This window comes from Paenibacillus sp. FSL H3-0321, assembly GCF_038002865.1.
Classification (GTDB): domain Bacteria; phylum Bacillota; class Bacilli; order Paenibacillales; family Paenibacillaceae; genus Paenibacillus_AQ.
Genome location: NZ_JBBODH010000001.1, coordinates 7094686 through 7118896 on the forward strand (window position 1 = coordinate 7094686; position 24211 = coordinate 7118896).

Here is a 24211-nt window from a genome sequence, read left to right on the forward strand (position 1 = left end):
CTTCTATTAAGAGTGTACACCGATTGGACCTTACGAACTGCGGTATATTCACAAGGCTGGAGTGGCTTCTGTAATTATGTCACATATTGTGTCATGTTTATTGAATTGACGGAAAAGCGCGCCGCTTCTTTTGCTCATGAAAGAAAGGGATTCGGCAAAATAAGCGCCATTCACTTGATATATGTTCAGAATACTTAACATACAATACAGCATCTTGGATCATTTACATTAATAAAAACACATATTCATACATGGAGAAGTCCGCTTTTGCTGTATGCGTTTGCATGAATAAGGTTTGCTGATCGGCTGGAAACCTGTGATTTAACAGCGGAAATGCGTAGCTACAGGCAAACACTGAAGAAATCATGTGCCTCAAGAAATAAATCGCAACATTCATAAAAATAGTCTTGTCAATTTACCTGACTTCTGATTATAATGACATTAAGAGTTTCACGCTTTGTTAGAAAATATAACATTGGGGAGTGGGGTAAAGAATGAAAAAAAAGATGATAATGATGTTTCTGGCCATGATTACACTGATGGTCTACCCGGTCAGCGCATTTGCCGCTGAAGGTCCGGCAGCACCGGATCTCCAAATCGGATTGGATACGGCGTTTACTTTCCTGGCATTTATTCTTGTATTCTTTATGCAAGCGGGGTTTGCAATGCTTGAAGCCGGTTCAGTCCGGATGAAGAACGCGGGCCACGTAGCTGGTAAGACCGTATTGACACTCGCAATTGCCAGCTTGTGTTTCTGGGCACTGGGTTTTGGCCTGGGCTTCGGTAACGGCAACGGGTTCTTCGGAACTACAGGCTTCTTCTATGGTGGTGAAACACAAGCAGCATCATTCGATTCCCTGGCATTCTCAGATGTAACCTTAAACGTTAAATTCCTCTTCCAAATGGCTTTTGCCGCAGTTTCTCTGGCCATCGTATCCGGTGGTATGGCGGAACGTGCTAAGCTTAGTGTATACATTATCTTCGGAATTCTGTTCTCTGTAGTTATCTACCCTGTCGTAGCTCACTGGGTATGGGGCGGTGGCTGGTTGGCTGAACTGGGTATGCAGGACTATGCGGGTTCAACGGTTGTCCATCTTACAGGTGCAACGGCGGCTGTAGTCGCGACAATCTTGCTGAAACCCCGTCTTGGCAAGTTCAACAAAGAAGGCAAGCCGGTTATTATTCCGGGACATAACCAAGTATTCACAGTACTCGGTGTTATCATCCTCTGGTTCGGCTGGTTCGGATTTAACCCTGGTAGCGCATTGTCTCCAATGGGCGGATTCTTCGGCCACGTAGCATTGACAACTAACCTGGCAGCTGCGGCTGGCGGTCTGGCTGCACTGATCGCTTCTTGGCTCTACTTCGGCAAGTCGGATATCCCGGCAATGCTGAACGGTGTTCTGGCTGCACTGGTTGCAATCACAGGCGCTTGCGCATTCGTAGTGCCTTGGGCGGCAATTCTTATCGGGTTTGTAGCGGGAGCATTCACTTTCATGACTTCACAATGGCTGGAACGTGCCGGCCTTGATGATCCAATCTATGCCTTCTCTGTACATGGTATCGCTGGGATGTGGGGAGCGGTGTCCACCGGATTGTTCGCAACACCTGATCTGATTGCGGAAGGCGCGCTTGTTGGTAAAGCCGGATTGTTCTACGGCGGCGGATTCCACCAGCTCGGCGTACAGGTGCTGGGTGTGGCAGGTACCTTTGTCTTCGTAGCAGTTCTGTCCTTCATCATTCTCTACGTAATTAAGTTGGCTATCGGCCTGCGTGTTACCGAAGAGGAAGAATTGATGGGCCTTGATATCAGTGAACATGGTACTTACGGTTATCCTGAACAAATGAAACTGATTGCAGAATCGGAATCCAAGACCCTTAAAAATTAACTACTTCATAGATGGGGGGCGGACCGAGTGGCTTCGATGGAGTCAGCAGAGTGGAATGAAGATAAAAATTACTTGTCCATCGCAACGGCCGGTTCGCCGCAGGAGCTTAAGGCAAGGCGCACGGCCTGTCAAACCGTACTTCTGGCACAGTTAAACGTTGTTCCAATCGAGGAATGGATGACCCGTGTCAATGCAATGCATGACAGTATTGCGAAAGCGGCAGTAATCATATGTGAGGCGCAGATGAAAGAGGCGGGCTACGGCCCGCCTCCCTGCGCCTATTCCTTTATTGTGTTTGGCAGCGCAGGCAGGCAGGAAGCTACGCTCTGGAGTGATCAGGATAACGGCCTGATTGTGGAAGGGGAACCGGATGGGCTCAAGAAGAGTTATTTCCGGGCCTTTGGAGCGATGTTGTCGGATTTATTTGAACAAGTGGGTTATGAGAAATGCAGCGGCAAGGTGATGTGCTCCGAGCCGCTCTGGTGCAAGACACTGACGGAATGGAGAGAACAGCTGCAGAGCTGGATGGACCAGTTGGAATGGGAGCCGATCCGTTATCTGATTATTTCCTCCGATATGCGCCATGTAGCCGGGAACGCGGAGTTATCCGCGGAGTGGCGGGAAGCTTTTCATGCGGGATTTATCGGCAACGAGAAGCTGTCCACGGCGGTATTGCGCAATACGGTCCGCCACAAGGCGACACTAAATCTTCTTGGACAGGTACTGACGGAACGGTTCGGCGATTACGCCGGGGGATTTGATGTTAAATATGGTGTTTATATTCCGCTCGTCAATATTGTTAGACATTTGTCTTTATTTGAAGGAGTCTGGGACAGCTCCACGCTGAAGAGGCTGGAAGTATTGGGGGCGCTTGACAAGTACCAGCACCTTGAAGATATCCGCCGGTCATTTTTGACCGCGCTGCGGATGCGTGCGAACACTCCCTACAGTGTAAACGACGGATTGTTGTCCAGCAGTGATTATATTGCTGAAAGTGATCTGAAGAATAAGCAGCTCATGTCCGAGCTGCGGGAAAGTCTGCTGCTCGTCAGGCGCCTGCACAGGGCACTGCAGCGTCAGCTCCGGTCAGCGGAAAGGAGACAGTCATGAAGGAGCCGAACAAAGGCGGCGGATTCTGGAACAACCTGAGACAAGGCGGAATGCCATCCGCCATCGCTTCGATGAGAGGCGGGGAATCGGCACAGCAAACGGCACAGCAAATGGCCTTTATCCGTTCCCTGATGCGCGAGAAACGGCGTCCTGAAGTGCTGCATACCCCTCTCGCTGAACTTGAGACCGTTATTTTTGACCTGGAAACGACAGGCTTCTCCCACCAGCATGGGGATGAGATTATGTCATTTGGTGCGATTCGTGTAGTAGGCGAAGAAATAAAAGAAGATGAGTGTTTTTATACACTGGTAAACTGCCAGACGGCGATACCGGATAATATTACCAAGCTTACGGGGATTTCCAAAGAGATGACATCCGCTGCACCGTCGTTAATGGACGGGCTGCATAATTTCATGTCCTTTGTGGGCCAGCGGGTGCTGGTGGCGCACGGAAGTGCACATGACAAGTCTTTTCTGAATGCTGCATTATGGAAAACCTCCAAAGTGCAGCTTACCCACAGAGTGCTGGATACGATGATGCTGGCCCGCTGGCTTGAGCCGCACCGCAGCAATTATACGCTGGATGAACTTCTTGCCGTACACGAAATTCCGATCCAAGGGCGGCATCATGCGCTGGAGGATGCCAAAATGACGGCGCGGCTATGGGTGTCTTATCTGAACGAGATCTCCCAGAAGCGGCAGGTCGATACCTTGGGAGATCTGTATGCTTATTTAAGCAGAGCATAGAGCGGAGCATGCAGCAGCCGGTAAACCGCTGTTCCACTTGAATCAGACAGCCGGTCGATATGAAAGCCCCTCAACGTTATTTCCTCATTCTTGTCCGTACAGGGAGAACCGATCAGGTATACCTTGAATTCGGGACCCAGTGCGCTTAGTCCCTCGATGTCGGAGGGAGAAGGCCAGGGGGCAGAATGGGGATGGGAGTGGAACAAACCGACAGGGGCGGGTTCGTTGTAGAGTGCCTTTACCCATTCGCGGGGATCAGGAACGAAGGCATGCAGCGGGTCAGGCGCTACGTTGCTCATGGGGACATAGTCCTTGATGTGCATGCCGCCCGCTGCGGCAGCACCCAGCAGTACGCCGCAAGCTTCATGCGGATAACAGGTCAGCAAATGCTTCCCCAGCATGAGCTGTACGGAGCTATCCAGTCTGATGGGCTGGGTTTTTCCCTGGTATGCTGTCATATATTCACCCCTCTCTCTTCATAGGATTTCGTCTCCGACGGAATCCTCTTTTTTTTGTACGGAAGAAGCTGATTTTACTTGGAAGTAAAGGATGGTTTGAAACTGCACATATTGGGGGTACAATAGGAGCAAACCATCCCATTTGCAAAGGAACGGTCTTCCCATGAGAGCTGTGAATAAACGAAATGTAACTGTTGTGGCCCTGATTGTGATATTGGCCGTTCTCGTCATTGCGCATGAATTCAGGGCTGAGCCCGAGTCAGTACCAGTAGTGCAGCAATCGACCAACCTGGAAAGCGGTGCAGGTGCTGGCTTACTGGCTCCATCCTTCACTTTGCAGGGAAACGACAGCACTGTTTATGACGTAGGTGGACCTCGGGAGAAGGCACTGATGCTTAATTTCTGGGCTTCCTGGTGTGAACCGTGTCAGCTGGAGGCTCCAGAGCTGAATGCAATGGCTGTTAAATATAAGAATGTTCTTGATATTTATGGAATCAATGTGACCAGCCAGGATTATAAGCCCAACGCCGAACGTTTCATCAAAAAATATATGCTGTCCTTTCCGGTCATGTTTGATCTAAAGGGCAAGGTGTTCGATAAATATAACGGTGCGGTGTTTCCTACCAATGTATTGATTGACAAAAATGGGGTGATCTCCGAGATCATTCTCGGTGTCTTGACTCCCGAAGAGCTGGAGAAGAAAATCATCACACTAACCGGCTCTTAAAGAAACGGCAACTATTAAAGCCCCCCTGCGGAACGGGTGTTTTCCCGGCTGCAGGGGGGCTTTGTCTGAGGCATTTGTGGCCGAATCTTTAATGGTTGACTAAGCCTCTAGGCTCACTGCTGGACTTCTTGTCGTTTTCGCGTGAGATTTGTCCCAAAAGGGCATAGCGCATACTGTCGACCAATGCTTCCCAGCTGGCCTCAATGACATTGCTGGATACTCCAACCGTACTCCAGGTATTAGTATAATTTCTGGATTCGATCAGAACCCGTACCTTCGCAGCGGTCTGATCCTGTTCATCCAGCACACGAACCTTATAGTCGGAGAGATGCATCTCATCCAATTGCGGGAAGTAGGGCAGCAGCGCCTTGCGCAGGGCGTTGTCCAGCGCGTTGACCGGACCGTTGCCTTCTGCAGCGGTATACAGGTTCTCTCCGCCGGCCTTCAGCTTGACGAAGGCCTCGGAAACGACCGGACTGCCGGCTGTCTTCTCCACAAGCATTTTGAAGGATTCAAAAGTGAACAGCTCGTTCATCTCGCCGGTGGCTTCACGCAGCAGCAGCTCTAGTGAGGCGTCGGCGCCTTCGAACTGGTATCCCTGATGCTCCAGGTTCTTGATCTTGTCAATCACCTTGCGGGCCTGTTCGCTGCTTGGGTCAAGACTGAGGCCCATATCCTGGGCTTTGGACAGGACATTGCTCTGGCCGGCCAGCTCAGAGACCAGCACGCGCTGTTTGTTGCCCACCAGTTCAGGAGCAATATGCTCATAGGTACGCGAGTCGCGCATAATCGCAGAGACGTGAATGCCGCCTTTGTGGGCGAATGCGGCCGTTCCAACATAAGGCTGATTAACCGGCATATTCACATTGGCGACCTCGCTCACGAAGCGTGCGGTGTTGGTCAGCTGGGGGAGGGAATCCCCCGGAATACAGTGATAGCCCATCTTAAGCTGCAGAGTGGGAATGATCGAGCACAGGTTGGCATTGCCGCAGCGCTCACCATAACCGTTGATTGTGCCTTGCACCTGCCGGGCACCTGCGCCAATGGCACTGAGCGTATTGGCGACCGCAAGCTCACAATCATTATGGGTATGGATACCCAATGAAGCGCCCGGAAGGTTCCCGGCCATACCTGATACAATGTCTTGAATCTCATTCGGGAGTGTGCCGCCGTTTGTATCGCACATGACCAGCCAGTCCGCACCGGCTTCCCGTGCTTTAGCCAGGACGGCAGCTGCATACTCCGGATTGTTCTTATAGCCGTCGAAGAAATGCTCAGCATCGAAAATCACTTCGAGGCCTTTGCGTTTCAGATAAGCGATGGAGTCGCCGATCATCGCCAGATTCTCTTCTAATGTAGTTTGCAGGGCAGTATGCACATGGAAATCCCACGATTTCCCGACCAAAGTAGCCGCCGGTACGCCGGCATCAATCATTCTTTGGAGATTGTCGTCGTTCTCGGCTACAGAGTTCTTGCGCCGGGTACTGCCGAATGCGGTGATTTTGGCATTTAAATGAAATTCCTTGACCCTTTTGAAAAATTCGATATCCTTATTGTTGCTTCCCGGGATGCCACCTTCAATGTAGTGCACACCCAGATCATCGAGTTTTCTGGCAATCTTCAGCTTATCATCCGCCGACAGGCTGATGCCTTCGCCTTGGGTGCCGTCGCGTAGTGTCGTATCGAAGATGGAGATGGACTTAGACATGGGAGTCCTCCTAAAAGTTTTGTGAGAATGGCTTCCTGGATTTACTCCGTACAAAATTTACTTCGGAAGCATCCGCTTAAGGGAAATGAATTTTTATATTATAGCATTTTTACGCGGGAATGTAACAAAGAACTTTACAGCGTTTCTGCTTTTGTTGACCTTCCGGCAGTTGAAGAGGTATGCTAAATCCGACAATGGAAACCCTGAAGATAAGAAGGTAGATATTGTGCAGAACGTGGATCAGTATTACCCAACGAGCGGCAGGGTTATTCTGCATGTGGATATGAATGCTTTCTACTGCTCAGTGCATGAGGCGGAGGATCCGGAGCAATACAAAGGCAAACCGACGGCAGTTGCCGGAAGCGTGGAGCTGCGAAGAGGGATTATTGTTACCTGCTCCTATGCTGCACGCAGGCTGGGAATCTCAACAGGCATGCAGGTGCAGAAGGCACTCCGGATTTGTCCATCGTTAATTGTTATTCAACCGAACTTTCATCTATACCGCAAGTATTCGAATGCATTCATGCAGATTGCCTACAGCTATACTCCGCTGCTTGAAGCAGTCTCAATAGACGAATGTTATCTCGACATTACCGGCTCCAGACAGTTCGGGACTCCACTGGAGATTGCCGGGGCCATCCAGCGCCGGATCATGGAGGAGCTTGGGCTGCCTTGCTCCATTGGGGTTGCCCCCAATAAGCTGCTGGCCAAAATTGCTTCGGATTTGAAAAAGCCCAACGGAATCTCCGTCCTCCGGCTGCGTGATGTGCCGGATATTTTGTGGAACAAGCCATGTAATGAAATGTTCGGCATCGGCGGAAAAACAGCCGAAAAGCTCCGGAAGCTTGGCATCTACAGCATCGGCCAGCTGGCTGCGGCTGATGAGAAGATGCTGGTGGATTATTTCGGGGTCATGGGCTCGTGGCTGAAACGGGCGGGCAACGGTATTGACCACGGCATTGTGAATCCCGAGCGCGAACAGAGCAAGTCGATCGGGCATACGACAACCTTGCCGAGAGATGTAGTCGGTCTGGCAGAGGCCCGGCCAATTCTGCTGAATCTTAGCGACCAGGTTGCCCGGCGGCTGAGGAAGCAGGGCTTGGTGGCAGCAGGTGTGCAGCTTACGATCCGCACACCCGACATGAAGACCATTACCCGGTCGCGCCAGCTAGAGACTCCTTCAGAAAGTGCTGAAGACATCTATAAGACGGTGTGCGAGCAGTTTGCCAAGCACTGGAAGGGGGACAAGCCGGTGCGCCTGCTAGGTGTTACCTTGCAGGGACTGAGCCCCAAGGAGGACTCCGCTATCCAGCTGGATTTGTTCGATTATGAACGTCAGCCGAAGAAGGAGTCCCTGAACAAAACGATGGATATGCTGCGCAACAAATTCGGCGAGAATGCGGTGCTGACGGCCGGAATGCTAAGTGACAGCCACTCGGCCCGCCTCCGCAATCACAAGGAGCGCGGCACCTCACTGCAGAAGGACAATCTCGAAAGTGTTGATCCTGATAAAACATGAGAAAAGCCTTGCCCGGCACGGACATTCAAGCAATGGAATATGCGTCGAAAATGGAAACGAATTGAAAACTCATTGAAATTGTATTCTATTTATATTAATATGAGAAAAATAACAGGCTGCTACAGCAGGCTGTATTGTTTAACGGGAGGCAGAGGAAAAATGGCTAAATACACTTGGGTCGAAAAAGATACTTGCATCGCTTGTGGTGCTTGTGGCGCGACGGCCCCTGATATTTTTGATTATGATGATGAAGGTCTGGCAGAAGTGATCTACGAGAATGACAGCAATCGCGGGTGTACTGTAATTCCGGATGATTTGTTCGACGATTTGCAGGATTCTGCAGATGGATGCCCAACGGACTCCATCAAAATTGCGGATGCTCCTTTTAATAAAGAAGGTTAATCCAAGAGGTTTTTCGTTGACTACAGGATATAAGGATCGCTCAGCGCGAACCTTATATTTACATAAAGACATCTCTTCGCCGGCGTAAATTCGGTTGGGGGATGTCTTTTTTTGATGGACTGACCGATATATATAAGGAAAGAATCACAAACCCGCGGAGGCCCCGATGAAAAACTCGCAGCATCTTAAGGCGTATGTTCAGTTGCATCCTGAAAACAAGATGGCATGGTACTTGCTTGGTAAGGAATACTATAAGAACGGCCAGCAAGGCAAAGCGAATTACTGCTTCAATCAGGCCGGTGAAGTATACGAAGCTTTCGAGCACAGCAAGGTGCCGGCCGAAATGCTGCGTGAATATGAAGACGGCCTGCTCCAGGCTGCCCGGCAGCGTCACCAGAACAAGCAGAGAATGCGCCGTATTCTGCTTACACTAGTGCTGCTGCTGCTGGTGTTTCTGCCGGATGCAGCTGCGCCGGGTACCCTTCACGGCCCCGGTGAGACGGACAACTCGGCTCCAGAGATTGCCGGCGGAGCTCCGGCAGATTTACCGGAGGAACTTACGGCAACAGCCGTGCCTGAGACTGGAGAACAGCCGGCCCCGGATCCGGTAAAGCTGGCCTTTACGGCACAGCCGGGGGACGCTGCCGGACCTGGCAAGGCGCTGGCGGGCTTGCTGCAGAGCAGCCAGCCGACCGGCTCAACGGCGATCCTGCGAATGGAACGCTCCGGCAAATGGCTTATATGGAAGAAGAAGCTGCCGCTCGAGGCAACGCTGGAGAAGAGTAAGGAAGGTCGGATTGTATACCAATCCTACAATTCGGCGGTCTGTGCCTGCCAGCCCCCGGATTCAGCAGAGCTGAAGAAACAGGCGGCAGGATGGCAGGAGGACCAGGAGGAGCTGGCTGTGCTGTGGAGCGCCATGCGAGCCTATAAGAGCAGCAAGGGCGTGCTGCCGAAATCCCTTGGGGAGCTGGAGGCGCCGTTTCCGGGAAATTGGCTGGGGGGGACGACTCCGCTGATGAAAGCGAAGTTTGCCTCGCTGCGTGCGGCAGCTTCCCCGGCAGTCCCGCAGGTCCCGGCGGCTACTGCCAAGCCGGATACTGCCACGGCAACGGGGATTCCTGCAGCTGTCCAGGGCAGCAAGTCTCCTGAAGCAAGCGGTGATGCGGCGTCGGAAATGCCCTTTTTTACAGGACCGCTGACTATTATTGTAGATAAACAAAAACACCGCCTGGCAGTGACCAGCGGCTCGATAATTCTGCGGAACTATGAGATTGGACTCGGCGGCGACAAAACCCCTGAAGGGACTTTTACGATCACAGACAAGGTGGTCAATCCGAATGGCCATGACAACGGGGAATTCGGCAGCCGCGGGATGCAGCTCTCGGACAGCAACTATGCCATACACGGCACAAATGAGCCTGACAGCATAGGCAAAGATGAATCGCTGGGATGTATCCGGATGAACCGCAAAGATGTGGAGGAATTATTCGCCATGGTACCGATGGGAACGAAGGTTCAGATTACTAAAGGGGTTCTGCCTGAGGAGCTGCTGCTTCCGGAGGAAGCCTATCCCTCTGGAGCACCTCAAAATCAGACCAACCCCCACAAAGTCTACCACTGGCTGAATTAATTACCTGCTACAAGAAATAGAACAATAATAAGAAGAATCAGCAAGGCCAGACTTACACTAATCCACAGGATTGCTTTGCGGTTGACTTCTTCCTTCTTCTGCTGGAGTGTAGGAGGTTTGCGTTTAGTTGACATACTGGTCATCCTTCTTTCTCTCTTGATCGGTGATTACCCTTACATTGTAATGCGTTTGCAAGAAAAATACTATACTCTGCATTTCGCTCGCAGGCATCACCTGGGCAAAAAACTTTTCTTTTCTTCCCGAAACGGATAAAATTAAGAAGAAACCTATAGAAACGGGGAGTCGCGGGACATCACGTATTATCCCTTGAAGGAGCGAGAACGGTGCTGTATCGAAATTTAGGTAAACCAATTTTCTTTAAAATGGACCCGGAGAAGGCACATCATCTCGTCATAGGCGGTTTGAACAAAGCGGCCTTGGTTCCGGGCGGCAGCGCGGCCATGCGCTTGATGTACGGCGTTCCAGAGACAGCCGATCTTGCGGTAGACCTGTTCGGTCTGCATTTCCCTACTCCGGTGGGTCTTGCGGCAGGACTGGATAAGAACGCTGAAGCGGTGGGCGGCTTCTCATCAATTGGCTTCGGATTTATGGAAGTGGGTACGGTTACGCCCAAGAGCCAGCCGGGCAATGACAGCCCGCGGTTATTCCGTCTTCTTCCGGACGAAGCGCTGATTAACCGGATGGGCTTCAATAATGAAGGCGCAGAGGCTATGGCCCAGCGGCTGAAGGTGCTGAAGAAGCGCAGAATTCCTGTGGCGGTCAATATCGGGCGCAATAAAGTGACCCCAAATGAATCAGCACATGAGGACTACCGGCAGTGTATCCGTACGCTTTATCCGTACGGTGATTTTTTTGTGGTTAATATCAGCTCTCCGAATACACCGGATTTGCGGAGTCTCCAGCATGGCAGTGAATTATCGAACCTGCTGGCCCAAGTGAAAGAGGAAATGGAACTCCAGCGTGAGAAAAGCGGTATGGCCAAAAGTCTGCTGGTCAAGATTGCTCCTGATGTCAGCGACACCGAGCTTGAATATATGGTACATACACTTTCTGAAGCCGGTGTGGACGGCGTGATCGCTACGAACACCACGCTCAACCGCGAGGGGCTGAAGAGTGACAAAGCCGGAGAGACAGGGGGCCTCAGCGGCAAACCGCTGCGCGACCGTTCCACGGAGATTATCCGCAGCATTTATCACCAGACCGGCGGCAAGCTGCCGATTATTGGTTCAGGCGGTATTTTTACCAGCCAGGATGCTTATGACAAAATCCGGGCAGGTGCCAGCCTGGTTGAAATTTATACAGCTCTCATCTATGAAGGACCGGAGGTTAACCGTAGTTTGCATGCCGGACTTAGGCAGCTTCTGCGGCGGGACGGATTCCGTAATATCCTAGAAGCGGTGGGCGCTGATCATCACTGAAGGATGAATGGACAGGAGGACGAAGGCGATGGACGGCAGGGACTGGGGAACTTTTTTGCTTCCATATGAACAGACTGTGGAGGAACTCAAGGTTAAATTCAAGACGATGCGCTCGGAGCTCAAGAAGAGAGAGGAATATACGCCGATCGAGTTCGTAACCGGACGCGTGAAGCGGCTGTCCAGCATTCTGGAGAAGGCCAAGCGGCTGAATGTGAAGATGGAAGATCTGGAGACAGGTATTGAGGATATCGCCGGCATACGCATCATGTGCCAATTCGTTGAGGATATCCGCAGAGTGGCAGAGTATATCCGTGCCCGCAAGGATCTTGAAGTGCTTTACGAGAAGGACTACATCACCAATTACAAGGAAAGCGGCTACCGCAGCTTCCATATGATTATTAAATATCCTGTTCAGACGGCTCTGGGGCAAAAGATTGTACTCGCCGAGATTCAAATCCGCACACTGGCGATGAATTTCTGGGCAACCATCGAGCATTCGCTGAACTATAAATACCGTGAAAGCCTGCCCGATGAAATGCGGGTGCGGCTTAAGACGGCGGCAGAGGCCGCTTCCATACTGGACAGTGAAATGTCCAGCATCCGTGAAGAAATTCTGGAGGCTCAAAAAACCTTCGAAGAAAATTCCAATATGACGACTCAATTGCTCAAGGCGATTCATCAATTGTATTTCTATCATCTGGTGAACGAGGCGATTGAAAGCCAGGAACGTTTCAATGTGATCTGGCAGGCCCAGGATATGGATGCGATGAAGGAATTGCTGGACCATGTGCGTGAGCTGCTCTCTAATGCGAAGAAGGACAGTCTGCCGGATGGTCTATGAACCGCTCTATCTGGCGTACCTGGTCTATTTCAATAGAGACAGAGATTATTTCGAATGTCATGAGGTGCTTGAAGAGCTGTGGCTGGCCAAAGACCGTGATCCGCTGTACAAAGCACTTCTTCAGGTAGCGGTCGGGTTGTATCATTTCCGCAACGGGAATGTGCGCGGCGGGAGGATTATGCTGGGCGGGGCACATATTGTGCTGCAGAAGTATCCGGATGAAACACTGGGAATTCATCTTGCGAAGCTTGTACAGGAGACTGGTCAGTATGTCCGCAAGCTGGAAGGTTATGATGAACAGCCGTTTCCCTATTATGATCTGACCCTTGAAATTGCAGATCCCGGCCTGGAAGAGGCTGTAAAGATTGCAGCTGCCCGGATTATACCCAACTTGCCGCAGCGCAGGGGGCCCCAGCGGCCGGCTCACTCACCGCACCGCAAATGAAGCAATAAATACAGCAAGACAACAAGGAGCACTCCACCGGGGTGTTCCTTGAATTCTTCATTCCTACATTCAGAAACAAAAAGCAGGAGGAAAGCAACATGGCGGCACAATTGCCCGGCTCGTTCACGCAGCGGATGAAAGAACTGTTGGGAACGGAGTATGAACAATTTGCGGAGACCTACAAGGAAACTCCTTATGGCGGCATCCGCGCCAATACCTTGAAAATATCGGTGAAGGACCTGCTGGCGCTAGCACCTTTTGAGCTGGAGCCGATTCCCTGGTGTCCGACCGGATTCTATACCGGGGAAGGCGCCAGACCTGGCAAACATCCGTATTACCATACCGGCCTGTATTATATTCAGGAGCCGAGTGCAATGGCTCCTGTGGAGCTGCTTGATGTGCAGCCAGGTGACCGGGTGCTGGATTTATGTGCCGCACCGGGCGGCAAATCTACGCAGATCGCCGCTAAGCTGCAAGGCGAAGGTCTTCTGGTCAGCAATGATCTTCATCCGGAGCGGACCAAGGCTTTGGCCAAAAATTTGGAGCTTTACGGTGTCCGCAATGGCATTGTACTGAATGAAAGCCCGGAACGGATCGCAGCGGCATTCCCCGGGTTCTTTGACCGGATTCTAATCGACGCGCCATGCTCCGGTGAAGGCATGTTCCGCAAGGATGAAGACATGGTGAAGCAGTGGGAGCCGGGAACGCCGGAGAAATATGCGGCGATGCAGCGGGACATTCTTGTCTCTGCCGCTGCGGCGCTGAAGCCCGGCGGGACATTGGTCTATTCGACCTGCACGTTTGCGGTAGAAGAGAATGAGGGGACGATAGCCGATTTTCTGGCCGCACATCCCCGGTTCTCACTGGTTCCGGCAGGCGGCACAGGCTCTTTCGCCCCGGGGTTCGGCGAATTGCCGGAGACGGCCCGGCTGTGGCCGCATAAGGTCAAGGGCGAGGGACATTTCATGGCCGTGCTGCGCCATGATGGAAGCCTCGTTCCGGAAGAGGAAGGCGGAGACCGGGACATTGCGCTTGGGATCGCTGCGCGGAACAAGTCAGGCAAAGCATCACCTTCAGCTAAAGCAGCTGGAGGCAAAACAGAAAGAGGACGCGGCGGCAAAGGCGGCCGTGCATTCGGCAAATCCGGCAACGGCTCCGGCAGAGAACAGCAAAGCGTAGGAGAAGAGGCACTGCTTGCCGCTTATGCCGATTTCTTCAAGGAGCAGCTCGGCTGGCAGCCTGCGGGATATCCTGTATGGTTCGGCGAACATTTGTACATCTCGCCATTGCCGAAAGAAGCCTTGGATGGACTGAAGACGATCCGTCCAGGCTGGTATGTGGGCCATGTGCGCAGCGGCCGGTTTATTCCCGGGCATCCGCTCGCTACCGCCCTGCACCCGGAGGAGAGTTGCCGCAGTCTTTCCCTGTCCGGCAGCAGCGGTGAAGCGGTCTCCTATCTTAAAGGCGAAACGTTGTCCATTCCGGCTGAACGACTGTCTGTGAAGTCAGGCAGTGTACTCAAAGGGTATGTGCTGGTCTGTATCGACGGGTACAGCGCAGGCTGGGCGAAGTGGCAGGACGGAATGCTGAAGAATGAATATCCGGCTGGCTGGAGGTGGACATAGGCATGGGGGCATCGGGAAATAACGCTAAGAAACAACGGATCGATAAAGTGCTGTCCCATATGGGCGCAGGTTCCCGCAGTGACATCCGCAAGCAGGCGAAGCAGGGGTTGATTACTGTTAATGGGATTGTGGTAAAGGACAGCGGGTTTCATGTTGACCCCTATCTTGACAGGGTAGAGCTCAATGGGGAGCCGATTCTGTACCGCGAGCATATCTATCTGATGATGAACAAGCCCCCGGGCGTCTTGTCTGCTACAGAAGACAAACGGGACCGGACTGTTCTTGATTTATTGAAGCCGGCGTATGCGCAGTTTGAGCCGTTTCCGGTCGGGAGACTGGACAAGGATACGGTTGGACTGCTGCTGCTTACCAATGACGGCAAGCTCGCCCATGAGCTGCTGTCCCCGCGAAAACATGTGCCGAAGACGTATGAGGCTATCGTGGAGGGCGAAGTAGACGCAACGGATGTGGCTGCATTTGCCGCCGGTGTGGAGCTGGAAGATGGTTATGTGACTCTCCCGGCACAGCTGAGTATCCTCGGCAGGGAGCGCGGCAGCAAAGTCACCTCGCAAATCTCCCTAACCATTACCGAAGGGAAATTCCATCAGGTGAAGCGGATGTTTATTGCGGTAGGCAAAAAAGTGACGTTTCTGAAGCGGGTGTCTATGGGGGAGTTGAAGCTGGACGAAAGCCTGCCATTGGGCGCTTGCCGGGAGTTGACGGCAGAAGAGCTGAGTCTGCTCGGTGCAGACGGCCGGGAAACATGAGAAATAGCCCCGCTGCTGATTTAATACCGGCTTAATTAAAGTACGTGTTTTAGTTGACGGGGGTTTTGTAAGCTTGCATATATAGATATAAAAGACAGACAAGGATGGTGGGGTATGAGATACAAACTGATTGCGCTGGATGTAGACGGAACACTGTTGAATGATGATCACCACTTAAGTGATGAGAACAAAGAGGCAATTGCTGAGGTTACGCGGCTAGGCGGCCAGATAGTATTATGTACAGGCCGCAGCCCGCAGAACTCGATTCCATTTATGGAAGAAATGGGCCTGTCGGGGTATGTGCTGGGCCACAACGGAGCGGCAACGGTCCGTGTCAATGACCGCAAAGTGCTGCATCAATTCGGGCTGGATGCCCGTGGACTCGACCCTTACATTGATTATTGCCGGCAGCGTGATATCCATTTCGATGTTAATACCGCTTTTGATATGTACGTCGATAATGTGGAGAATCTGACCCAAGAGGCTAATTTTATGTACGAGCACTTCCGGATTATGCCTGCTTCACTGCCGGCCTGGGATGATTTCCGTGAACCGATTGTGAAATTTACGGTTTTCACCCAGTCGGACATTCTGGATGAAGCACAGCGTGAATGGGGCACTTGGACGCAGCAGTACAACATTTTGCGCAGCGGCGAATTTTTTGTAGACTTCATGCATCCCGAGGCCTCCAAGGGGAACGCACTGATGAATCTGGCTGTGCAGCTTGGGATCCCTCAGGAGGAAGTCTTATCAATCGGGAATTATTATAATGATATTTCGATGCTTACCTACGCTGGACTGGGTGTTGCGATGGACAATTCACCACTCGAGGTCAAAGCAGCGGCAAACGCGGTTACTGGAACCAACAACGACAGCGGGGTCCGTGACGCGCTGGTGAAGTACTGCCTATCGTAATGCTTGAGAAAGTATGAAGTAAAAGTGTGAAGAGTGAAGTGTGAAACTAAGTGTGGAAGCATAGACTAGTGCCCTGAGGCGCTGGTTTATGCTTTTTTTCTGCTTAATTGATCTGCTTTATCCAATCTGCGATGACAGATAAAACATTGCTAGATATAAACAGCCGTGAACTAGAAATGCAAAAAAGCGGCTGCACCGCCCCTTAAAGGGACGGCGGGCCGCTTGGTACCACTGTGTGTTGCTGCTCGATCGGAATTAGACAAACAACGAACGGGAAATGATGACAAGTAAAATAAAGAGCACCAAAATCGCACCGGTCGATGTGAAGCCTGGATGTGCACCCATGTCTGATTCCTCCCTTAACTCATGTCTAGTTCCCATGCCGCGCAGTTATGCTGCGGCGTCCTTGGGATAATGTCATCATATGCCGGGGGAGGCATCAGGAACTGGTTAGTTGCCTATTGCTCGTCAATATGGGCTTTTAAGATCCGCAGCCCTTTGGGCAGGTGGTTCTTCAGTTGACCGGAGCTGGCTTTGCCCCAGCCAACGGGAAGTCCATCAACGGTGACCAGTGTCCAGCCATGCAGCTCAGCCGGAACCGGCAGGCTCTCCCCGCGCAGCCAGGCCTGAATTTCATGACTATCGGCCGGAAGGTCCCAGCTACGTGCAGCTTGACTGGGCTGAAGAGACATTGCCAGAGCATGGGCCGGTTCGATCCGGTTTTTCTTCAGATGGGCCACATGCAGCCCGGCCCGCGGGATTTTGAGGCCTTCGAGCAGACCGGTATGCAGGCTATCGTTAAATGTCTCCGGGAGCAGGTACAAGGATTCTCCAAAGAGCAGAGGTACACCCTGGCCGGTGAATCCTGGCAGATGCTCCGCTGCCCAGCCCAGAAACTGCTGGTAAGCATCGCGTACGGAGGAGGTTGTTCGCGGGCTGTTTTTGCCCCGTCCGCTGCCCCGTTTACTGCGGCTATTCGCAGTTTCTTCTGCAGGTGCCTTGCGCAGCAGGGCGACGAAATGTCCTTCGCCTTTCTCCAGATGCGGCCAGAGGCGTTTCCCGGCAATCAGCTCCATATCGGGATAGTGCTCTATAAACCGGGCGATGGTATCTTCATTCTCGCTGCGGTTGAAGGTACAGGTCGAATACGCCAGACTGCCGCCCGGTTTCAGCATGATATAGGCATCCTGCAAAATATCCCATTGTCTTGCCGCACACATCTCGACATGGCCCGGAGACCATTCGCTTACAGCAGCGGGATCTTTGCGGAACATACCTTCACCAGAACAGGGGGCATCCAGCATAATCCGGTCGAAGACCTGCGGGAAACGCCGTGACAGCTCCCCCGGAGCTGCACTGGTCACCAGTGCGTGGGAGATGCCGTGGCGTTCGACGTTTTCGGCCAGAATTTTGGCCCGCTCGGGGTGGATCTCATTGGACACAAGCAGACCTTGTCCCTGCATTAGAGAGGCGATATGTGTCGTCTTTCCGCCGGGAGCGGCGGCAAGATCGAGCACCGTCTCACCGGGAAGCGGCCCCAACAGCTCGGCCGCGGACATTGCCGAGGGCTCCTGAATATAATATAGTCCGGCGGTGTGGTAGGGATGCCGTCCGGGCCGGGCCGGATGTTCGTAGTAATACCCTGAGGGGCACCAAGGTACCGGTGTAAGGCCGAATAAGGAAACCGCATGTTCGGCAGCGCGGATGCCGGTTCCAAGCTGGCTTTTTAAAGTGTTGAATCGCAGACCCTGGGTCCGCAGCAAAGTATAGCTTTGCAGAAAAGCGTCCGCCTCCTGCCCCAGCATTTCTCTCATGGCAGTGGTATAAGCGGCGGGCAGCTGTTCTTCCGTCATCATTCATTCTCCTCTTGTCAAAATCAATTCAGGCTCAAGCGTTCTTCTTGGTTGCTGTTTCAGGTGGATACCGATAAAATCAAGGTAGGGGACCTTAGCGTACCAGTAATTGTACATATTTATTACTATATCATAATTGCCGGGTCTCACTGTAATCAGGGCAATTGTAAAGGGGATGTACCAGATGAACTTGCTGCAAGCGCTATTCTTCCCGCCGGAACAGCCCGGTGGTGTTTCTTCAATGATTCCTTATCTCCAGGAACGTTTCCGTTCCAGCCGCTGGGATATGGATCTCTTCTGGTTGCCCAAACGGATTCGCGGCAAGGGGCGCGAAGAGATTGTATTTGAGACCTTTGATTGGACTAAGTATGGCGAAAGTCCGGTTGTACAAAAATATATTCAGACCTACCGCGATTATATATGGTGGACGAAGCTGCGGATGAGCAAAAAGTATGATCTGATCCATGCCCATCATCCGATTGCCGGTCTGGCGATGAAAAAGATCTATCCGGAAATCCCGCTGATCCAAACCCTGCATTCCAGCTATGAACGTGAGCTGATTCTGAATGGAATCATTGAAGAAGGCGGTCCGGAGCATCAATTTCTTGTCTCGGTATACCGTGAGCTGGAGCATGTCAGTGACCGCCTGATGACGGTTTCACGCTCTTTTGCCGATTATTTAGCGCCATATATTGACCAGCCCTCGAGCGTTGGCGTCATTCCAAACGGCTTCGATGAGAAAAGATTCAAGCCTGTTCCGCATGACAACAGCATCCCGCAATTGGTGACCGTAACCCGGCTTGTACCGGCCAAAGGGATAGATACGTTGTTTAAAGCTTGTGCCGAGCTGAACAAACGGGGCCATGAGTATGTGCTGCACATCATTGGGGATGGTCCCAGCCGCGGTGAGCTGGAGTCATTAGCCCAGAATCTGGGCATTTATAATGAGACGATTTTTTACGGATACACTTTGCATCCGGAAGAATTCATGCCTTTTTTTGATATTTTTGTACTCCCTTCACGCGCGGAGGCCTTTGGCTCGGTGTTTGCGGAGGCGGCGCTCAGCTGTCTGGCTCTTGTCGGCACGAATGTGGGAGGGATTCCGGAACAAATTGAGGACGGGGTGAACGGACTTCTGGTCAATCCTGACGATGAGGTGGCATTGGCGGATGCGCTGGAAAAAGTAATCAGCGATCCGGGTTACCGCTATGAGCTGTCCCGTTCGGCTTGGGATAAAGCAAAAAGCCTGTATTCGCTGACCCGGGTGGCCAATGAGCTCAAAAAAACCTATCTGCAATATCAGCCGGGAACGAGAGGGTGAGCAGATGATTCCTTTTCGTTTCCTGCATGCCGCGGATCTGCACCTAGACAGCCGTTTTGCCGGATTGGCGCAGCTTCCGCAGGCTATACGCTCCTATTTACGGGAGTCCACCTTCGCCGCCCTCGGGCGGCTTGTTAACGTAGCCGTTCATGAAGAAGTTGATTTTGTGGTCATCAGCGGGGATGTGTATGATATCTCCGATGCTTCGCTGCAGGGCCAGCTGCGGTTTCAGGAAGCGTTGCAGGAATTGGGAAGGCATGGCATCCAGGTCTTTCTGATTCATGGCAACCATGATCCGCTCGACGGGCCGCGTCTGGCAACAGAACCGCCAGAGCATGTTACTGTATTTAGTTCCGGAGAGCCGGGACAGGCCATCGCCCGCCGCCGGAGCGACGGGAAGGAGGCTGCTGTAGTCAGTGGAATTTCCTATCCAACAGCAAAGGTAACGGAGAATACTGCCTTGAAATTTAGCCGCAGGACGGGAAGCAGCCTGTTTCATATTGCGCTGCTACATGGCAACGTGGATGGGGATCTTCAGCACGAAACCTATTCCCCCTGCACCCGCAAGGATTTGATCAGCCGGGGATTCGACTATTGGGCGCTGGGACATATACATAAACGCAGTATTCTGCATGAGCGTCCGTCTATAGTGTATCCGGGCAATATCCAGGGCCGCAGCATTAAAGAGACCGGACCCAAAGGTTGTTATGTAGTGGATGTGGATGAAGCAGGATCTGCATCTCTCCAGTTTCATGAACTGGATTCCGTCCGCTGGCAGGTGCGGGAGATTTCCATTGAAGGCTTAGAGGATGAGGTGAAATGGGTTGAAGCTGTCGAGCAGGCAGTTGAGGAAATCAGGAATGGGCTTCCGCAAATGATGTCGGTTGTGCGCTTTCGGCTTACGGGCAGGGGAGGCGTGCACAGGGTATTGGCAGAAAAGGGTGCAGCGGATGATTTGCTCTCTGAGCTGCAGCGGCGTGAAGCGAAACGTGCGGAGCGGAAAGAATATGCCGGTCTCGTGTGGACCGAGGGTTTCTCGGTGGAAACGGGTCTGGCGATAGACCGGGAACGCCTGCTGCGGGAAGATAGCTTCCTGGGTGAAATGCTGAGGCTGTCGGGGCGCAGCGGGGAGACGACGGAAGGACTGGATGAACTGATCGGAAGTGCATTGAAGCCGCTCATGGAGAACCAGGAGCTCCGCAGACTGCTGTCCTCGGCAGATGAAGAGGAGAAACGGGGCTGGCTGAAAAGCGCGTCAGAGCTGGGGATTACACTGCTTAGCGGGGTGGAAGAGACCGCTGAGGGGGAGAAAGCAGACATCAGACTGCCAGGTGCAACGGATACAGCCAGCGAAGGGACCGGGCATTCTACCGACCGGCAGGAGCGGGGGAGTACAGGATGAAGATACAGCATGTGCAGATCGGAGGCTTCGGGCGTCTGCATAACCGGGAACTGGAGCTGCAGGAGGGCGTAACCGTTCTGTTTGGACGTAATGAGGCTGGTAAAAGTACTACGATGCAGTTCATCCGGGCGATGCTTTTTGGGATCCCGACCAGGGTGAATCTGGCGGAAAGGTATGAGCCGACACAGGGTGGTCTGCATGGCGGCATGCTGACGGCGAATGACGAGCAGGGAGGCCTATGGAGAATCCGCCGTTACGCCGCAGGTGGAGAGACGGCGGGACGCAGCGAAAAGCTGAATATTACTGTCAGCTATCCGGATGGACGGTCCGAGGAAGTGGGGCAAGCGGAAATGGAGCGCCGTCTGCTCGGCGGCATTTCCAGAAGCATGTTCCGGCAGCTGTTTGCCGTATCGCTGGACGAGCTTCAGGAGCTTGGGGCACTGCAGTCCGAGGAGATGAGCAGCTATTTATTCCATGCCGGGATGGGCGGCGGCGGCGAAATTATGCGGGCCGAGCGGCGATTGATTCAGGAAGCCGAGAAGCTGTATAAGCCGCGCGGCAAAGTGCAGGATGCGGCCAAAATCCTGCAAAGCATCGACAAGCTGGAACGTGAAATGGCTGAGAGCCGTTCTTATCTTCCCCGGTATAATGAGAATACTGCAGCTTTGGATAATGCGCAGCTGGAGCTGGCGAGGCTGGAAAAGTTGCGGACTTCCACCGGGGAGATGCTGGTCAAACTGCGGAAGGTGCAGGACATCCGCGAGCTGTGGCTGAAGTGGCGGGAAGCGGGGCTGGAGCTGGCAGAGCTGCCGGTGATTGAGGTCTTTCCGGAGAACGGTGCAGTTCGCTGGCAGTCCCTTGAAGGGGAGACCCGCAGCAGCGAAGCAGCGGTATTCCGCATGGAGCGTCTGGAGCAGGAGCTTATCGCTGAGCTTGCCCAACATCCGCCGGATCTGTTGCTGATTGCTCAAGGACCGGCACTTGAGCGTCTGGACCGCCGGCGTTCCAGTTATGAGGACCGGAGGGCGGAACGGCAGCGTCTCACGGGCGAGCTTGCTGCGCTGCATGAGCATCTGGAGCGCATCCTGCGCGGGATTGGCGCAGGCTGGAGCCTAGCCGAGCTGGCGGACTTCTCCGGTGCGGCGGCGGATCGTGAAGCCGCACGGCGCTTCGCGGCATCCTTCGCCGGGTATGACCGGCGAATGGAAGCGCGTGAGGCGGAGCGGCAGAGCCTCCGCTCCCGTCTCGCCGCCGCGGGCGCTGCGCTGCAGGCGGCGGAACGTTCGCTTGCGCGCGAGCACGCAAGCGGCGCCGCGGACTTCGCGGGCCTCGCCCCGCGCAGCCCGCGTGAAGTGCTGCAGCTGTGGGACGAGCTGCAGCAGGCCGCCGAGCGCTGGCGCGAAGCGCAGCTCGGCGGGGCAGGGCCGCTGCGCGGCCCCAGCGCCGGTGGCGGCCCCAGCGCCGGTGGCGGCTCCGGCGCGGGAGAGCGCCGGGCTGCGCTGTACCGGCGCTTGCTTGCGGCAGGCGCAGCACTGACGCTGCTGCTGCCGGCTGCGCTGTACCTGACCGGTGCGCCGCCGGTCAGCGCCTGGACCGCGCTCGGCCTGCTGGCCGCCGCGGACCTCGCCCTTTGGGCCGGTCTGCGCGCCGCGCGCAGACCGGGAACGTCCCCGCCGGAGCATGGCGGGGACGGGAGCGTGGCCGCAGCGGAGATGCTGCGGCTGCGCGGGCTGCTGCTCTCCGGTGCGGAGCCGGAGAGTGCTTTAAGCCGGCCGGGCCGCAGGCCGGCGGCAGCGCCCAGCCCTGAAGCAAGCGGGCTGGAGGCTGGCATGAAGGAGCTTCGCAGGCTCATGGAAGCCTGGAATGCCTGGCGGCAGCGGGTGGAACGGCTGGCCGGGGAGCGGGAAACCTGCCTGACAGAGGTAGAGACACTCTCCGGGCAGGAGCGGGCGCTGGCCGAAGAGATGGACCGTGCAGAGGCTGAATTTACCCAGCTGGATGAGAGCTATGAAACATGGCTGCGCCAGCATAGATTGCCGGAAGGCTTGTCGCCCGAAGGGCTGCCGGATATATTCGCCAGAGTGGAGCAGGGGAACGAGCTGCTGCGCCAGGAGAGTAAGCTGGCGGCACGGCTTAAGGAGCTGCAAGAAGAGTGTGCTGCTTATGAGCAAGAATGCCTGAATTTATGGCATGAGGCAGCGCCGGGGGGCGAACTGTCATCAGCTGCCGCCGACAACGCTGCAGCAAGCACAGCAGATCCCTCGGGTTTGCTGCCATTCGTAAATACTGAGGTTTTATTCCTGAACGATACAGCAAGTACAGGTAATACACGGGTTCTGCCATTAATAGAACCTGTCGCTGGAACTGCCGCGCTCACTTTGCTGAGCTGGCTGGAGATCAGAAAGCGGGATTGGGACCAGCTCAAGACGGAACTGCTCCGCCGGGAAGCTGCCCAAGAGCGGCTGCATGAAGTACAGGCGGATCTTGCCGGGGGCCGTCAAGCACTTGAGGTATTGAATGAGCGCAGCGGCAGATTGCTGCAGGAGGGCGGTGCTACGGACGGCGAGGAATTTCTGCGCCGTTCGTCAGCCGTGCAGCGGCGTCTGGAGCTGACCAGATCGATCCGCCAGTGGGAGCTGGCCATGTTCGGCGGATGGGAGAACGGGGAAGCGGTTGAACTGCAGAAGCTGCTGGAGCATCATGATGCTGCTGCGCTGGAGCGGGAACGGTCAGCAGCGGAGGATACTGCGGCAAATATTGAGGAAGAACGCAATGCGCTGCTTCAGCACCGGGGCAAACTGCTGCAGGAGCGCGAGTATTTGAAGGAGCGCTGCCTGGAAGACACAGTCCTCCAGCAGTTGGAGGAGCAGCGGGCGGCACTGAAGCTTCTGGCCGGACAGTATGCTGTATCAGCCTTGGCGGCCGAACTGATGGGAAGGACACGCCGCATCTACGAGCAGGAGAAGCAGCCGCAGGTACTGCAGCTGGCTTCGGCGTATTTCAACAAGCTGACGGAAGGGGAATACCTGAGAATCGTGATGACGCTTGGGCACAAGGAGTTGAAGGCGGAGCATAAGGATGCCGGGCTTCTGGACAGCGGACTGCTCAGCCGGGGAACGGCGGAACAGCTGTATCTGGCTATCCGTCTGGCCCTGGCAGAGACGATGACCCGCCAGGCCAGCCTGCCGCTGCTCTTCGATGACCTGTTCGTCAACTTTGATGAACGCCGCCTGCATGCGTCACTGGCACTGATCGGTGAATTGTCGGTTTCCCGGCAGATTGTCATGATGACCTGCCACCGGCATGTAGCCGAAGCGGCTGCACGTTTGATACCGGCAGCCGCTGTGATCTCTGTATAGAAGCTGTACGGCTGCGAACCAAGCGGCCGTACGGCTCTTTAAATTAAAAGAA

At 53.9% G+C, this 24211-nt stretch carries 21 protein-coding genes; 16 read left to right on the forward strand and 5 right to left on the reverse strand.

All coding sequences use genetic code 11. The features are described from left to right. Positions 1 to 494: 494 nt before the first annotated feature. Genes MHI45_RS31255 through MHI45_RS31265 form a run of 3 tightly spaced genes read left to right on the forward strand, consistent with a single transcriptional unit; the run spans position 495 to position 3745 of the window. Positions 495 to 1889: an ammonium transporter gene (locus MHI45_RS31255; RefSeq protein WP_076112321.1), complete on the forward strand. Its 1395-nt coding sequence runs from the start codon at positions 495 to 497 to the stop codon at positions 1887 to 1889. A gap of 36 nt (positions 1890 to 1925) precedes the next feature. Further along, a complete protein-coding gene (locus MHI45_RS31260; RefSeq protein WP_076112379.1) occupies positions 1926 to 2999 on the forward strand; it encodes a DUF294 nucleotidyltransferase-like domain-containing protein in 1074 nt (357 codons plus the stop codon). Next, positions 2996 to 3745, forward strand: coding sequence for an exonuclease domain-containing protein (locus MHI45_RS31265; RefSeq protein ID WP_038589680.1), 750 nt, complete (start codon positions 2996 to 2998; stop codon positions 3743 to 3745). The genes MHI45_RS31260 and MHI45_RS31265 overlap by 4 nt, the downstream gene beginning before the upstream one ends. Here MHI45_RS31265 and MHI45_RS31270 read toward each other — a convergent pair. Beyond that, entirely contained in the window at positions 3727 to 4203 is a 477-nt protein-coding gene (locus MHI45_RS31270; protein WP_076112322.1) for a M67 family metallopeptidase, read from the reverse strand. The two genes, MHI45_RS31265 and MHI45_RS31270, sit on opposite strands and share 19 nt — an antisense overlap. A 163-nt stretch (positions 4204 to 4366) precedes the next feature. Here MHI45_RS31270 and MHI45_RS31275 point away from each other — a divergent pair, with 163 nt between their 5' ends. After that, positions 4367 to 4930: a TlpA family protein disulfide reductase gene (locus MHI45_RS31275; RefSeq protein ID WP_076112323.1), complete on the forward strand. Its 564-nt coding sequence runs from the start codon at positions 4367 to 4369 to the stop codon at positions 4928 to 4930. A gap of 88 nt (positions 4931 to 5018) precedes the next feature. On the opposite strand, the gene cimA is transcribed toward MHI45_RS31275, so the two are convergent. Continuing rightward, positions 5019 to 6638, reverse strand: a complete 1620-nt coding sequence (gene cimA, locus MHI45_RS31280) for a citramalate synthase (protein ID WP_076112324.1) — start codon at positions 6636 to 6638, stop codon at positions 5019 to 5021. Between the two features lie 226 nt (positions 6639 to 6864). Between cimA and MHI45_RS31285 the strand changes: the two genes are divergently transcribed. The 3 genes from MHI45_RS31285 to MHI45_RS31295 all read left to right on the forward strand — a co-directional run bounded on the left by MHI45_RS31285 (position 6865) and on the right by MHI45_RS31295 (position 10192). Continuing rightward, positions 6865 to 8157 carry a DNA polymerase IV gene (locus MHI45_RS31285; protein WP_038599352.1) on the forward strand — a complete coding sequence of 431 codons (1293 nt, stop codon included), beginning with the start codon at positions 6865 to 6867 and terminating at the stop codon, positions 8155 to 8157. A 159-nt stretch (positions 8158 to 8316) separates the two neighbouring features. Further along, positions 8317 to 8559 carry a ferredoxin gene (locus tag MHI45_RS31290; protein ID WP_076112325.1) on the forward strand — a complete coding sequence of 81 codons (243 nt, stop codon included), beginning with the start codon at positions 8317 to 8319 and terminating at the stop codon, positions 8557 to 8559. 166 nt (positions 8560 to 8725) lie between these two features. Further along, complete coding sequence (locus MHI45_RS31295) at positions 8726 to 10192, forward strand: L,D-transpeptidase (RefSeq protein ID WP_341118577.1); 1467 nt, start codon at positions 8726 to 8728, stop codon at positions 10190 to 10192. Here the strand turns inward: MHI45_RS31295 and MHI45_RS31300 are convergent. Then, positions 10189 to 10326, reverse strand: a complete 138-nt coding sequence (locus MHI45_RS31300) for a hypothetical protein (RefSeq protein ID WP_179091796.1) — start codon at positions 10324 to 10326, stop codon at positions 10189 to 10191. The two genes, MHI45_RS31295 and MHI45_RS31300, sit on opposite strands and share 4 nt — an antisense overlap. Positions 10327 to 10536: 210 nt before the next feature. Here MHI45_RS31300 and MHI45_RS31305 point away from each other — a divergent pair, with 210 nt between their 5' ends. The 6 genes from MHI45_RS31305 to MHI45_RS31330 all read left to right on the forward strand — a co-directional run bounded on the left by MHI45_RS31305 (position 10537) and on the right by MHI45_RS31330 (position 16224). Further along, positions 10537 to 11631, forward strand: coding sequence for a quinone-dependent dihydroorotate dehydrogenase (locus MHI45_RS31305; protein ID WP_340899142.1), 1095 nt, complete (start codon positions 10537 to 10539; stop codon positions 11629 to 11631). Positions 11632 to 11659: 28 nt separating this feature from the next. Then, positions 11660 to 12472 (forward strand): GTP pyrophosphokinase, encoded by an 813-nt coding sequence (locus MHI45_RS31310; protein ID WP_038589698.1) that lies wholly within the window; start codon positions 11660 to 11662, stop codon positions 12470 to 12472. Beyond that, the gene (locus MHI45_RS31315; protein ID WP_340899864.1) at positions 12462 to 12917 is read left to right on the forward strand and encodes a DUF309 domain-containing protein; all 456 of its coding nucleotides are present in this window, start codon (positions 12462 to 12464) and stop codon (positions 12915 to 12917) included. The genes MHI45_RS31310 and MHI45_RS31315 overlap by 11 nt, the downstream gene beginning before the upstream one ends. A gap of 98 nt (positions 12918 to 13015) precedes the next feature. Next, positions 13016 to 14542, forward strand: a complete 1527-nt coding sequence (locus MHI45_RS31320; RefSeq protein ID WP_076112381.1) for an RsmB/NOP family class I SAM-dependent RNA methyltransferase — start codon at positions 13016 to 13018, stop codon at positions 14540 to 14542. 2 nt (positions 14543 to 14544) lie between these two features. Further along, positions 14545 to 15309 (forward strand): pseudouridine synthase, encoded by a 765-nt coding sequence (locus MHI45_RS31325; RefSeq protein WP_076112329.1) that lies wholly within the window; start codon positions 14545 to 14547, stop codon positions 15307 to 15309. A 114-nt stretch (positions 15310 to 15423) separates the two neighbouring features. Next, positions 15424 to 16224 carry a Cof-type HAD-IIB family hydrolase gene (locus MHI45_RS31330; protein ID WP_076112330.1) on the forward strand — a complete coding sequence of 267 codons (801 nt, stop codon included), beginning with the start codon at positions 15424 to 15426 and terminating at the stop codon, positions 16222 to 16224. Positions 16225 to 16479: 255 nt separating this feature from the next. On the opposite strand, the gene MHI45_RS31335 is transcribed toward MHI45_RS31330, so the two are convergent. Both MHI45_RS31335 and MHI45_RS31340 read right to left on the reverse strand, forming a co-directional pair. Then, positions 16480 to 16569 (reverse strand): YjcZ family sporulation protein, encoded by a 90-nt coding sequence (locus MHI45_RS31335; RefSeq protein WP_218642532.1) that lies wholly within the window; start codon positions 16567 to 16569, stop codon positions 16480 to 16482. Positions 16570 to 16682: 113 nt separating this feature from the next. Beyond that, on the reverse strand, positions 16683 to 18077 hold the full coding sequence (locus MHI45_RS31340) for an RsmF rRNA methyltransferase first C-terminal domain-containing protein (RefSeq protein ID WP_076112331.1): 1395 nt from the start codon (positions 18075 to 18077) through the stop codon (positions 16683 to 16685). A 184-nt stretch (positions 18078 to 18261) separates the two neighbouring features. Here MHI45_RS31340 and MHI45_RS31345 point away from each other — a divergent pair, with 184 nt between their 5' ends. The 3 genes from MHI45_RS31345 to MHI45_RS31355 are packed head-to-tail and all read left to right on the forward strand — an operon-like array spanning position 18262 to position 24159. Then, entirely contained in the window at positions 18262 to 19398 is a 1137-nt protein-coding gene (locus MHI45_RS31345; RefSeq protein ID WP_076112332.1) for a glycosyltransferase family 4 protein, read from the forward strand. Between the two features lie 4 nt (positions 19399 to 19402). Beyond that, positions 19403 to 20800 (forward strand): metallophosphoesterase family protein, encoded by a 1398-nt coding sequence (locus tag MHI45_RS31350; protein ID WP_083675756.1) that lies wholly within the window; start codon positions 19403 to 19405, stop codon positions 20798 to 20800. After that, positions 20797 to 24159, forward strand: coding sequence for an AAA family ATPase (locus tag MHI45_RS31355; RefSeq protein ID WP_076112333.1), 3363 nt, complete (start codon positions 20797 to 20799; stop codon positions 24157 to 24159). The genes MHI45_RS31350 and MHI45_RS31355 overlap by 4 nt, the downstream gene beginning before the upstream one ends. Positions 24160 to 24211: the final 52 nt, after the last annotated feature.